At 41.2% G+C, this 13,274-nt stretch carries 11 protein-coding genes and 1 CRISPR repeat array (1 of these 12 only partly in view); of the genes, 10 read left to right on the plus strand and 1 reads right to left on the minus strand.

Annotated elements, in window-relative coordinates; all coding sequences use genetic code 11:
- The first annotated feature begins 20 nt into the window (after positions 1–20).
- Entirely contained in the window at positions 21–1,556 is a 1,536-nt protein-coding gene (locus tag DN062_RS00765; RefSeq protein ID WP_162301226.1) for a GGDEF domain-containing protein, read from the plus strand.
- Between the two features lie 215 nt (positions 1,557–1,771).
- Here DN062_RS00765 and DN062_RS00770 read toward each other — a convergent pair whose 3' ends face one another.
- Positions 1,772–2,095 (minus strand): putative quinol monooxygenase, encoded by a 324-nt coding sequence (locus DN062_RS00770; RefSeq protein ID WP_112157154.1) that lies wholly within the window; start codon positions 2,093–2,095, stop codon positions 1,772–1,774.
- Between the two features lie 427 nt (positions 2,096–2,522).
- Here DN062_RS00770 and copM point away from each other — a divergent pair, with 427 nt between their 5' ends.
- The 9 genes from copM (at position 2,523) to cas6f (ending at position 12,980) form a co-directional block, all read left to right on the plus strand.
- A complete protein-coding gene (gene copM / locus DN062_RS00775; protein WP_112156644.1) occupies positions 2,523–2,891 on the plus strand; it encodes a CopM family metallochaperone in 369 nt (122 codons plus the stop codon).
- A 65-nt stretch (positions 2,892–2,956) separates the two neighbouring features.
- Positions 2,957–3,634 (plus strand): heavy metal response regulator transcription factor, encoded by a 678-nt coding sequence (locus tag DN062_RS00780; protein ID WP_112156645.1) that lies wholly within the window; start codon positions 2,957–2,959, stop codon positions 3,632–3,634.
- On the plus strand, positions 3,631–5,022 hold the full coding sequence (locus tag DN062_RS00785; protein ID WP_112156646.1) for a heavy metal sensor histidine kinase: 1,392 nt from the start codon (positions 3,631–3,633) through the stop codon (positions 5,020–5,022). Before DN062_RS00780 ends, DN062_RS00785 begins: the two co-directional genes overlap by 4 nt.
- 155 nt (positions 5,023–5,177) lie before the next feature.
- Positions 5,178–6,002, plus strand: a complete 825-nt coding sequence (locus DN062_RS00790) for a helix-turn-helix transcriptional regulator (protein ID WP_112156647.1) — start codon at positions 5,178–5,180, stop codon at positions 6,000–6,002.
- A 169-nt stretch (positions 6,003–6,171) separates the two neighbouring features.
- On the plus strand, positions 6,172–7,104 hold the full coding sequence (gene cas1f, locus DN062_RS00795; protein ID WP_239995642.1) for a type I-F CRISPR-associated endonuclease Cas1f: 933 nt from the start codon (positions 6,172–6,174) through the stop codon (positions 7,102–7,104).
- 52 nt (positions 7,105–7,156) lie between these two features.
- Positions 7,157–10,093, plus strand: a complete 2,937-nt coding sequence (locus tag DN062_RS00800; protein ID WP_112156648.1) for a CRISPR-associated endonuclease Cas3'' — start codon at positions 7,157–7,159, stop codon at positions 10,091–10,093.
- A 3-nt stretch (positions 10,094–10,096) separates the two neighbouring features.
- A complete protein-coding gene (gene cas7fv, locus DN062_RS00805; RefSeq protein ID WP_112156649.1) occupies positions 10,097–11,101 on the plus strand; it encodes a type I-Fv CRISPR-associated protein Cas7fv in 1,005 nt (334 codons plus the stop codon).
- A 2-nt stretch (positions 11,102–11,103) separates the two neighbouring features.
- A complete protein-coding gene (gene cas5fv / locus DN062_RS00810; RefSeq protein WP_112156650.1) occupies positions 11,104–12,420 on the plus strand; it encodes a type I-Fv CRISPR-associated protein Cas5fv in 1,317 nt (438 codons plus the stop codon).
- A gap of 8 nt (positions 12,421–12,428) precedes the next feature.
- Positions 12,429–12,980, plus strand: coding sequence for a type I-F CRISPR-associated endoribonuclease Cas6/Csy4 (cas6f, locus tag DN062_RS00815; protein ID WP_112156651.1), 552 nt, complete (start codon positions 12,429–12,431; stop codon positions 12,978–12,980).
- Positions 12,981–13,111: 131 nt separating this feature from the next.
- A CRISPR array of direct repeats spans positions 13,112–13,274; the repeat unit is 28 nt; unit sequence GTTCACTGCCGCACAGGCAGCTTAGAAA; it runs 1,245 nt beyond the window's last position.

Consider the following 13,274-nt stretch of genomic DNA (forward strand, 5'->3'; position numbering starts at 1 on the left):
CTCCACACGGGTTCAAATACATGAGCGATAATGATAACTGGCAAAATAAATACCGTGATGCAGCGCGTGAGTTAGAAGGGTATGAAAAAAAGCAGCAGCTCTTATTGAGCCAAGTGCATGATTTAGCTTTTCAGCTTAGCTTAGCAACGCATGGTCAAGATCCGCAGTTGGATCGCCTGATGTCTGGTTTTACGCATGATCTTAATAATGGTGATCTGAGTCGTTTACCTAAGTACCTTGTTCAAATTGAGAAGCAAATACGTGGTTTAGATGGTCTGCGTTTACAAACATCGCAGCAGATCATGAAACAGTTGCGTTTTTGGAGTAAAGCAGTTCAGGCCAAAGATAAACACAAACAGCATTTGGCGTCATTTGAAACCCTAGAAGACCAAATGCGTGAGCATGCTGAGAATATTCATGCATTGCCCGATATGATTTCAATGCTTTTGGATGTTCAGACTCGTATACAGAATCAGCAAGATGAGGCAACAAAAGATGATCTAGCAGATCATGGCGATATGGCAAATGCACGTTTAGCGAGTAGTTTGTTAGAGCTGGTTCAACGTTTGATCGTTCCCGCAGAGTCAATACCCAGAGCCTCGGCCTTAATCCAGCGCCTTGAGCGTAGTCATTCAACGGATGAGCTAGATGAATGCCTCAAAGAAGCAACGAAACTTGCACGGTTAAGTGGCAGCGGAACGGACTCTGATATTCAAGCTTACTTGTCAGGTTTGAATGAGCAGTTGGCTTTTTTGCGTGATTTTTTTGATACACAAGAAGAAGTCGAACATCAGCAGTTGCGTCGAAATAATCTTCTGGATCAGACAGTTAGATCCGACGTTCGAATGATCCACCATAAAGTCCAAAAGAGTCAGGATATTAATGAGCTAAAGACAGCTGTAAATGTGCAGTTGGTCAGTATTATTAAGGCCATGAATCACCACAAGGCCTCCGAGCAAAAAAGAATTGAATCGTTGAAGTCTGAAAAAAAGGTGCTGCTGGAACGCTTGGATTCAATGGAGCGACAGAGCGATCAGTTACGCCAAACCGCTGAAAACGCGCATGTGAAGTCACGAACAGATCCATTAACGGGTCTACCAAATCGTTTAGCCTATGATCAACGATTCAATGAAGAGCTTGTTCGTTTTAATCGGTATGGAACAGTGTTTTCTCTATGTGTCGGCGATATAGATTACTTCAAACGTGTGAATGATACCTATGGTCATTTAGCAGGCGATAAAGTGCTCCTTTTGATGGCACGTGTCCTAAAAAAGCAACTGCGTGATGTTGATTTTATTTCTCGCTTTGGTGGCGAAGAGTTTGTCATACTTATGCCCTCAACCGATGCCAATGAAGCGATGATTGCCGCTGAAAAAGTGCGCCAAATTATAGAAACAAGCCCTTTTAATTTCCAGAGCACTCCCGTCAAAATCACAATGTCTTTAGGCATCACTCAAGTAAAAGCAGGTGATACAGTGACCAGTATCTTTGATCGTGCAGACAAAGCTATGTACAGCGCCAAACAAGCAGGACGTAACCGGACTGTTGTTAAGTAGTTTATGGTAGGGTAAGTTACAGTTTCACTTTGAAAGCTTTGCTAGCCAGTTATTAACATCGCGTCAATTTTAACTTAATTGATTGATGATGCAGGGAGCATATGTGTTTTGATAAGCACGGCAGAAGTTGACATCTGCTTATAATAATTGAGGGTGACGCATGAATGCATATCACCCAATTTTATGCTTATATATCATCTCTCATCTCTCATCTCTCATCTCTCATCCGAATACACGCAGACATTCCAATCTGCCGCTAATCCATCGTCAGCTAAACAATAGCGTTCAAAAAAATCGCTGATCTCATCGCGTTGGCAATGGGTTTCGAAGCTTTGCATGTCTTTCCAGATTTCATGGAAAACAATGGGAAAGCTACTACCTTCTGCAAATGGGCTTTGGATGTGTTTAGTGACAATGTATTGAATGCAGCCATCTTCCCTAAGGGTGTTGGGTTCGAGTGATTGAAGGATTTGGAAGAGTTCAGCTTCTTTTCCAGGTTTGGGAAGAAATTGAGCGGTGCAATAAACCTTGGATGACATAATTGGCTCTCTGATGAGTGAAATGGAGGGAGCAGGGGGCGGAAAACACCTGCGGTTACCGATTAACCTCAGCAATTTTTGCCCCGCATCATTTTTTATCATAGGGCAAGCCTTTGTTTTTGTGTAGCGATTTTTTCTTGGTCTGAGTTTTGCGCTTAATCCTTTTGGTAAGCAGATAACTGTTTGGACAATAAGGAAGAGCGTGCATGAAATAGCACGAGGCATCTATAGAAAGTCGGCTCGCTCGTTAATCATCTGCAAGATTACAAAAATGTAATCTTGGTATCACTCTAGCGCAAGGTAAGTTCTGTACGATATAACTTGAAGGTCAAATGATGCTTTACGACATTCATTTGGAAAGTATTAAAGTACTTTGGCTTAATGCCTCTATTAACGTTACAAATGATCAATATCTCGAGGAAATAGTATGCGTTCATTACTTCTGTTAGGTGGTTTGTTAATTACGAGTAGTTTTGCTTTCGCTGGAGGACATGAGCATAAAGGGCATCATGGAAGCAGTCATTCAAATGATGTCGTACCCGCGTCCGTTACGGCTTACCAAGCAGTTAACGATAAAATGCATGAGGCGATGAGCATTGATTTTACCGGAGATGCAGACGTAGATTTTGTATTGGGTATGATTCCTCATCATGAAGGCGCTGTTGAAATGGCTCAAGTCGTCCTTGAGCACGGAAGCGATCCTGAGATTAGAGCCTTAGCTGAAGCCATCATTGAGGCTCAGAAAGAGGAAATATCAATGATGCGTGCTTGGCTTACTGAGCGTGGTGTTGAGTAGCTTGGTAATTGATTCCTTGTCGTGTAAGAATCAGGTGTCAGTCAATCTTGAAAACCAATTAATACATGAAAATTTTAATCGTTGAAGATGAAATTAAAACAGGGGATTATCTACGGCAAGGCCTAAGTGAAGCAGGCTTTGTCGTAGATTTGATTCATGACGGTGTGGATGGCTTACATTGCGCGCTGACGGGTGATTACGATTTGCTGATACTGGATGTGATGTTACCTGGAATCAATGGCTGGGGCATACTGCAGGCCGTCCGGCGGGCCGAACATGAAATCCCCGTGTTATTTTTAACGGCTCGTGATTCTGTCGAGGACAGAGTGTATGGACTTGAGCTTGGCGCGGATGATTACTTGATTAAACCCTTTGCTTTTTCGGAGCTGCTTGCCCGTGTGCGTTCAGTCTCTCGTCGTGGTAAGAGCAAACAAACAGAAATTCTTCGAATAGCCGATCTTGAACTTGATTTAATCAAACGTCGTGTCACCCGAGCGGGTCAGAGAATCGACCTAACCGCTAAAGAGTTCACTCTGTTAGAGTTATTGATGCAAAAGCAGGGTGAGGTTCTTTCGCGCTCATTGATCGCGTCTCATGTTTGGGATATGAATTTTGATAGTGATACCAATGTGATTGAAGTGGCGGTTCGTCGCCTGCGATCCAAAGTGGATGATCCATTCGATCTTAAGCTGATCCGTACGATTCGTGGTATGGGGTATGTCTTGGACGTAGATCAGGAATGAAACTGAAAGGCTCTTTAACGGCTAGGATAGCATCTTTGTTTGCTGCAATGGCGGGCGGGCTTTTGATTATCGCTGGAGTCGTTTTTGACCGTGCTGTTTCATTGCATTTTGATGAACTAGATCTCCATGATCTATCTGCGAAATTTACCATCCTTGAAACTCTTCTCTCTGTAACGACATCTGATCAGGCCTTAAGTGATTTGCCAAATCAGATAGATAATGTCCTTTCCGGTTACGATTCTATTGTGATCTGTATAGAGACACCTGCTCGAGAATCCCAATACTTGATGTGTGACCCGCGCCTTCAGCAAATGAAGGATCGGTTAGTTGATGCTGGCAACAATGCATTAAAGTGGAAGGATATGTCTGGTGGGACTTTTATTGGTCAAGGAATGCCGATGTTTGTCCCCCTTTTTGACTCCACTCAGGCAGAGGTATTCATCGCGCTAGATATATCACATCATGTGCATTTTTTAAAAAGTATGCGTTTTCATTTAGGAATAGGGATTCTGGTTGCTATAGCCTGTGCGGCAATACTCGGTTGGTTTGCGGCAAAGAAAGGGCTTGAGCCAATGCGCAGAGTTGTTTCAGCTGCCAGTATGTTATCTGCAAAGAGTCTTGGTCAGCGTCTCTCTTTAGAGGATGCGCCTAGTGAAATGCAGGCGCTCGTTAAGGCGTTTAACGGTATGCTCGAACGTCTTGAGACCTCTTTCCTTCGACTTAACGAGTTTTCAGCCGATATTGCCCATGAGCTGCGCTCCCCTGTGTCAAACCTGATGACGGCAACTCAGGTTGCAGTGTCTCGTGCTCGATCGGCTGACGAGTATCGTGAAGTGCTTCATTCTAATCTTGAAGAGTTTGAGCGCTTAGCTCGAATGATCTCAGACATGCTTTTTTTAGCAAAAGCAGATAACAACATGCTACCCAAGGGATCTGAACAGGTCGCGCTCGAAACAGAGGTATTGGCACTGTTTGATTTTTATGAAGCGCTGGCCGATGAAAAAAGTCTATCCATGCAGTTAACAGGACAGGGGGCTGTCATCGGTGATCCGCTGATGCTTCGCCGAGCACTGTCAAACCTTCTGTCAAATGCGATTAGACACACTGATCCTGAAAATACGATTGAGGTGTTTATCCAAGAGAGCCGTGATAATAAGAGTATTGAGTTATCCATCAGCAACCCTGGAGACGCTATTCCGGCTGATCAGATACCCCTTGTTTTTGAGAGATTCTATCGGGTAGACCCTTCTCGTTCAAGGAAGGGGGATGGTTCGGGGCTCGGTTTGTCTATCACACGTTCGATAATCGAAGCTCATGGTGGAGAGATTTCACTCTCTTCGAATTCAAATAGGACAAGCTTCATCATTGTGTTGCCGATATACAGTTAGAACATTAAAAGATCTCAAGAGCGTGTTGAATCTAGCTGTATGCTAACGTTCGAAAATTGATTTATAAATTTTAGATTCTGGTATTTTTGCAGTCGAATAGTAATTGCTCTTGGGGTAGACTCAGACTTAAACACATGAATTAAAGGGATGTCAGTGTGCAAGTTTCCGATCAACAACGATTGTGGCTAATTGAGTTACTAGCTTGGTGGGAAGGGCGAGTTAACGCAAGCGATTTATCTAGTGTATTCCACCTTACCCGTCAATCGGCCAGTAAAAGTATAAATCAATACCTTTCACAGCACCCAGATAGCCTTGTTTACAATAGTCATTTAAAAACCTATCAGCCAACTGAATATTTCATCCCGAGCACAATTACGGGTGATGTGACTGAATACTTAGAGTGGTCAACACGACACATAACCTCCATTCTTTTTGCACCCAGTCTTCCATTCTCATCAGTTACTCTTCCGCCTCGTTATGTTTCGCCACAAATAGTACGCAAATTAGTTCAAGCGATACGTGAACAAAAAATGCTGGAAGTCGATTATGTTTCCCTTTCAAACCCCGATCGCGAGGGTAGGATCATCGCTCCGCACAGTTTTGTCAAAACAGGTCTGCGTTGGCATTTAAGAGCTTGGTGTGAAAAGAGCCAAGAGTACCGTGATTTTGTGTTAAGCCGATTTAGGGGAACGCCAGATCTAGAAGAAAAATCCCATAAAACGGGTGAAGACGATGCTGCTTGGCATACATTCATTGATGTGATGTTTGCTCCTGATCCACGATTAACACTCGCACAAAAAGAAGTAATCGAAGCCGATTATCAAATGCAAGACGGATACCTTCGCATCAACACGCGCGCCTGCTTAGCACAGTATGTGATTCAGGAAATGCAAGTACACATCAAAATGCTAGACCCGGATCCCAAAGCGCAACAATTAATCCTCGTCAACAAAAATGACATATCTCAGTGGCTTTTTTAGTGGATTGCAGGTGCTTTTGCGGATTAAGACTTGTGATGTGTAAAGGGAGTTAACTGGTTATTTAGACAGGGGTTGAGGGTTGGAAAAATACTGGCTAGATTCGGTCTGTTGATACGACGTAACGCTGTAAAAATTATTGATAATTCAATATTAAAATGGAATAGCTCGGATGGATGATTTCTCCCCTTCAGATCTCAAAGTGATCCTGCACTCAAAGCGTGCCAATATGTATTACCTAGAATATTGCCGCGTTATGCAAAAAGATGGTCGCGTGCTGTATTTAACCGAAGCAGACAAAGAAAACCTCTACTTTAATATCCCGATTGCCAATACCACGGTGCTTATGCTCGGTAATGGTACCTCGATTACCCAAGCCGCGATGCGTATGCTCTCGCAGGCAGGCGTATTGGTAGGGTTTTGTGGTGGCGGCGGAACACCTCTACACATGGCAACTGAAGTGGAGTGGTTCACACCACAAAGCGAATATCGTCCCACCGAATACCTACAAGGCTGGCTTTCTTTTTGGTTTGACGATGAGAAGCGCTTAGCGGCCGCCAAGCAATTTCAAATTGCGCGGATTGATTACTTAAAGCGTGTTTGGCGATCAGATAGAGAATTAACCTTAGAGAAATTCAACGTTCAGGATGAAGTGATTAAGCAGTCTCTGGAAACTTTCCATCAGCGCACTGATGCCGCCAGTAAACAATCCGATCTACTCCTTACAGAAGCACAACTGACCAAAGCCTTATACAAGTATGCGGCCAACAACACAGGCAAAGAAGCCTTTTCTCGCCAGCATCAACCTGACAAAAAAAACTCCGACAAAGCTAATGACTTTTTGAACCACGGTAATTACCTAGCTTATGGTTTGGCAGCGAGCTGTTTGTGGGTTCTCGGTATTCCGCACGGCTTTGCCGTAATGCACGGAAAAACTAGAAGAGGGGCTTTGGTGTTTGATGTGGCGGACTTAATTAAAGATGCCATCGTGTTGCCTTGGCGTTCGTTTGCGCCAAAGAAAAAGCGAGCGAACAAGAGTTCCGCCAGCAGATTTTGCAGTCTTTTATTGAACACAAAGCACTCGACTTTATGTTCGACACCGTGAAACGTATTGCCCTACAAGGTCAAAGCGAAGAAGAGAGTGAGGGTCACTCGTTATGATGGTCACGTTTGTCTCTCAGTGTGAGAAAAACGCACTCAAGAAAACACGCCGTGTGTTGGATGCATTCGCCAATCGGATTGGTGACAACACCTGGCAAACTCTGATCACCGAAGATGGATTGTTAACGGTGAAAAAAATGCTGCGCCAAACTGCCAGCCGTAGCACCGCCGTCAGTTGTCACTGGATCCGCTCGCGCTCTCGCAGCCAGTTTTTATGGGTGGTGGGCAATAAGCGAAAGTTTAATGCTGAGGGTGTGGTGCCTGTGAATTATACAAATAACGAGGTGATTATGGATGTTGTAACAGATAAACCCAAGCTAGGTGTGTTGTATGCCAACACTCAATTACAACCACTGAGTGAGCACTTATTTGCAGTTGGATATGTTGCTGAACAACTACATCATCAGTTATTTCCAGACAATACACAGTTTTCAATTGTGAATTTTATTGCAGGTTGCTTGCATGATATAGGGAAAATTGATCCTAAATTTCAAGAGTGGGTGACCAATCCCAAAAAGAGGGATTTCATAGCTGAAGATGGGCAACACATTGATGATGCAAAATTTAGCTTTGATAAACACCCAAGGCATAATGAAGTTTCGCTTTTACTCTATCAGTTACTCGATAGTCCAGAAGTAAAATTTATAAATACACCTAATAAAGAAACACTTAGACATGTAATTTATTGGCATCATGCTAAGCCATTTCGTAAAGAAAAAAGTAGTTTTGACACCTATAAAGACATCAGCAAAAAACTTTTAGTAAATCAAAAAGATACAGATCTATCTGCTATTGTAGGTCAAGCTCAAATACTGCTTAAACAGGTTATAGGTATTGATAAAAAATATCGATCTTTAGAAAGTTCATTATTAGAAAAGTCATTTTTGCAAGAGGAGATAACCGAGCTGGAGCATAAAATACCTGCATCCTTACATGTACCCAACTACAAAGAATATGAATTTGAAGAGACAGTATCGGCTAATAGCGCCAATGTTAAATTCAATGCAGTAAACAACATTGCACGCGCATGCTTGATCACATCGGATAGGGCAGTATCGGCATTAAGCGCAGCAGAGTTACACACTGCCATTTATGAGCGCCAGTTAGATCAAATAGTGACCGAGCTACTTGAGGTGGAAACCACACTTAGCTCTGATATTGATACTTGCCTAAGTGCCTTTTTCCCAATGAGTGAGCGCAGTAAAAAACAACACGATATCGCCAAGCAGCTTACCACAGCCGAAGATATTGCAGTGCTTGCGGGGGCGGCAGGCAGTGGTAAAACTAAAATTGCTTTAGAGTGGGCAAAATTACAGGGCGCTAAACGGATTGTTTGGGTTTGTCCACGCGTACAAGTCTGCCAAGGATTGTTTTATGAGTTGACCTCCGAGCAGTACCTACCTAATAGCACAATTGAAATAAATACGGGTGAATTTAAATTCCATAATCAATGGGATAACCCTATTGCTGATGATAAAAATTTTTCCGGCGATATTGTTATAACAACAATAGATCAAATTCTTGGCTCAGTAATAAGTCACACTAAAGCGAATACGCTTATTGACTTTTTAAATGCACATGTGGTGTTTGATGAGTTTCATGAATATGTCAACATGCCAGCGTTTAATTTGCTATTTGCAGAACTAATTTCCTCAAAAAAAATGCAACAAGCTCAAGCTAAGACCTTATTAGTGTCGGCAACACCACATTATGTCTTTGTTGAAGATTTACTCGGTATTCATCCTGATGATATTAAAGTCATGCCCTCGTTCAACCCAAGCCAGTATCAGATTGATTTTAAAATCTTTGATGATACAAATTTAAGCGAGACAAACCCGCTATTTGCTCAGCAAAGTGGTTGTACTTTTGTTATCAGTAACACGGCGCTAACGGCACAAAAAAGTTTTATTGAAAATCAGCAAAACGAGAATGCGGTATTACTACATTCAAAATTTATTAAAAGTGATAAACGTAAATGGTTTGGTGAAGTGTACGAGGCATACAAGCGCGGAGGTACTCGTAAATATGAAGTGCTACGCAGTGGGCCGATAGTACAAGCATCGCTTAATATCAGTTGTGATTATATGGTGGCCGAAATAACCAGTGCTGAAGATTGCTTACAGCGTTTAGGTCGTTTAGATCGCTTTGGTGAAAATAGTCACGTGAATACCTATACGTTAGCCGTGCCAGAGTCCATCGCCAATGGCAAAGGTAAAAGTCCGGCAGCGGGGTTTCTATCAAAAATGTATACCTTGAGTTCTGTTCGAGCTTGGTATCAGTTTTTACAGAATGAATTGGCAGACAAGATTTTTACGTTGCCAGAGATATATCAGCTTTATTTCGAATTTCATCACACTGAACGTAATCGAGAGTTTATTGCGAGTGACTTAGTGGCTGCCCTAAAAAATAGTGTGCAACAAATCCACTTAAAAGTAGTTGATCCTATTACCGCTCCACCAAAGAAAAGCAAAGATAAAAAACGCAACAAGATCAGTAAAGTATCACTGCGCGGTGATAATCGGTTTGTGCAATTGGCAGTGGTGTATTTAACAAAAAATAAGCCGGAATATATGGAGGCTTACGCTTATTCAATTCAACTCGATGATATTAGTGATATCGACAATCTTACATACTCGACTAGTGCTATTTGTGGTTACGGCCAAAGTGATAAAGACCTTTTAGCGCATATGTTCAAAAAACACCACAATATTATTGGGGGCACGAGTAAAGCGTTTACCGATAAGATCTTACTCAATGAGGCCCGAGACCCGGAATCACCAATCTACTTAAGTTATACCACAAACGATTTGCTGCAAGTGGGTGGCGAATGTGCTCGCCATCCTCATGCAATTTATTACGTCATTTGCGAGAAACAAGCCATTGGCGCTATGTCCAGTAAACAAATTAATCAAACCACAGAAGATGAGGAATAAATTATGCAAAAAGTAACAGGAGTTAAAAGTGTTGATTTTAAGATCAAAGCATTAGGTCATGGAGTAGTGAATTGGAATGGTTCTCCTCAACTTGAGATATGGAAAGATGGTGCATCAAAGCCGACAAAAGTCAGCAATCACAGCATGCCTAAACTTCGAGGCTATAGTAATATAAAAGAATTTTGGGAAGATGGTTCTCCAAAGTCATATCATCATCCGACTAGCGTTGATCTAAGCAAAGTAAATCTTTATATAAGCCAAAATTGTATTCGTCATCATTTATTTAGAGGTGAGCATTACAATCTTCAATCACCTAATCTATTAGATCAGCCATTAAGATTGCTTTGTTCAACGGTTGGGCTGTTACGTGGGTATGTAATTCCAAAAAACGAAAATAAAAGAACAAGTCCATTATTGTTAACTGATTTTGTGGATCAGTTAGGAAATGGTAATTTTGAGCAGATGGGACAGTCTGGAAGTAAAGAGAAAAAAGAAAATAAAGATGGAAAAGAATCTAGTAATTCTATTTTCTCGAAGACCACCTTTGGTGATACGGAATATATTGCCTATGGTTCAATTAGTATTGAGCAATTGCAGTTTATTCCTTTATGCGCTAATTTTGGCCGAGAATCTATGAAAATAAACAACCACCAAGAAGGGGAAGAGATGGCTGAGAAGCTCACTGACTATTTGCAGTCATTGTCTAATAATAAGAATGAAAAAGCTATTTATCACAAAAATTATGTGCGTAAAGGTTCGATATTTGATGAGGGTGAAGCAGGTGTTTTGCTAAATGATGAGGCTATTGATGTATTGGTTAATCAGATGATTGAGCTGTTGACTAATTTAAGCATTAGACAAGCTAAGGGGTTTATGTACGTTGATTCGGTGCTGGTTGATTACAATGATAGCGATAAAGCAAGAGATATGTTTCGTATTAAAAATGATGAAAGTTCAATAAGTGAGTTAAAAAATAGTTCGTACGCTGTTTATTACGAAGGTAAATAGTTATGAAGATTACTATAGAGTTTGATTCATGCTGGCAAACAAGTTTTCTTGGTGATGATGAAAAGAAAACTTTCGATTTGAATGGCAATTCCGTGTCTTATTCAAAGGGCGTCTTTAAAGGGAGCTTAAAAAAGAACTATCATGCATTTAATGGTTTTGAGCAAAAGTTTGTTGCAACATCTGGCACTAGAGGGGAAAAATATACTCCTATCTCTAGAAGTACTATATTGGGCGTGTTGTGCCGTCTAATTGGCGATCAGAGGCCATTGTGGAAGGCAAAGAAGGATCCAAACTATTATTTTTCAGATATTGAAGATAGGGTTTTAGAACCTGTGGTAGAACGAGGTCAGCAAGATAGCTGTGAGCTGGTTTATTTAACGAATAAATCGGATGATCGTTGTGCGCAAAGTAGTTATATCGGTGTTTTAGATAATGACAATCCGTGGTTTTTTTTAGAGGAGTGTCGGCTTTTGTGGTGCATCCTATACCTAAATAAAGAACAGTTAATTGAATTCATTTTGAGTGAAGAGGTTTGCAAGGGAATTGAAAATGGCGATCTATGTAAGCCTACGTGGCTCATAAAGAGATTGGATATAATTTCTGATTTAAAGTCAGAAGAAGGGGCTGTTATAAAAACTAAGGAAAGGCAGCAGAAAGATCAACGATCAATTGTGGATAAAAAGTTCAAATATCTATCTGACTATAAAAATAAAATCACCATGAAACCTCCGACTTCGGTTAAGCTAAAAGCCAAATCAGAAGAGAAAGTTGCTGGTTTGAATGAAGAGTTTTGGGAAGCAAAATCATGTTTAGATGAATTGGTTGAACGTTCTGAAAGTGATTTTGAAGTTGCATTAAACAAGGCTGTTTTTTATTTATCCAGTAAGTATCCCAATGGTAAGAAGTTGGGCGAGGAGTATTGCAAAGATGGTGTTGTTTATCCCATGAGTCTCTATGCGGCAGCTCTGTATTTGCAAGCTGAACGGCTTGTTAAAAATGGCAAGGTTCTTCCATTTATCGACACCTCAAAACCCGAAATTCAAATTCAAGGGTTTTCAAAAGCTGGCTTCAATGGTGTGCGAGATTGGTTAAATAAAATGGCTGGTGGGCGTAAAAAGTCAGTTGGAACGCCATGCTATATTAAAAAGCATTCTGGTAAATTGGAAATTGAAATTAATTTAAGTGATGAGGATAAAGGGCGAGAGTTCTCGGAGTTGACTCGAGGTCAAGAAATTCAGCGGCTTATTGAATACGCAGGGGTATCAAGTTTTTACCTTGGAAAAAAGGGGTTGGCTTATGTTTCAAGCATTCGACTTTAGGAGTAACGATGGACGCATATATTGATATACGCCTGATGCCAGATGCTGAAATGCGCGAGGCAGAATTAAGTAGTAAAGTTTTTACTAAATTTCACAAAGTACTGGTGACGTTACATAGCAATAAAATTGGTATTAACTTTCCTGAAGCAAATTTAAAACTAGGGCGATTATTTCGTTTACATGGTGAAATGAGCGCACTACATGATTTGCAGGGGTTAAACTGGTTAGGCCCTTTGGCTGGATATTGCAAGGTTACTACGGTTACTAATGTGCCAGACCAAGTGCAGTATCGCATCATTTCAGTTAAACGCAGTAATTTAAGCAAAGCAAAGTTAACGCGTTTAATTGCCAGAGGTAGCATAGATAAAGACGGTGAGAAACGTTACAAGGTAAAAATGCTTAGCCAAGGGTTTGATAATCCATACCTTGATCTGTATAGCAGTTCAACAGGGCTGGTGTACCGAAAATTCTTTGAGTTTAGTGATATTCAAGCTGACCCAGTTGATGGTGAGTTTGATAGTTATGGTCTTAGCAAAACCGCTACAGTTCCTTGGTTTTAACCCTATATTTTTGCTCTTTAAAAATATGATTTAAATACAAATAGTTGCAACGGGTGGTTTTTAACAAGGTAAAAAGATGATTTTTGTCCTAACAGCCTGTTGCAGCTTATTTTTATTTCTTTATTCTATTGGTTCACTGCCGCACAGGCAGCTTAGAAAAACCAACACCAACTTGGCCACCCGTTGTTGTAGTTCACTGCCGCACAGGCAGCTTAGAAATAAAAACCAAGAAGGTCTTTTTCTGTGTGTAAGTTCACTGCCGCACAGGCAGCTTAGAAAACTCAGTGGGCAACA

Source organism: Nitrincola tibetensis (assembly GCF_003284585.1).
GTDB lineage: Bacteria > Pseudomonadota > Gammaproteobacteria > Pseudomonadales > Balneatricaceae > Nitrincola > Nitrincola tibetensis.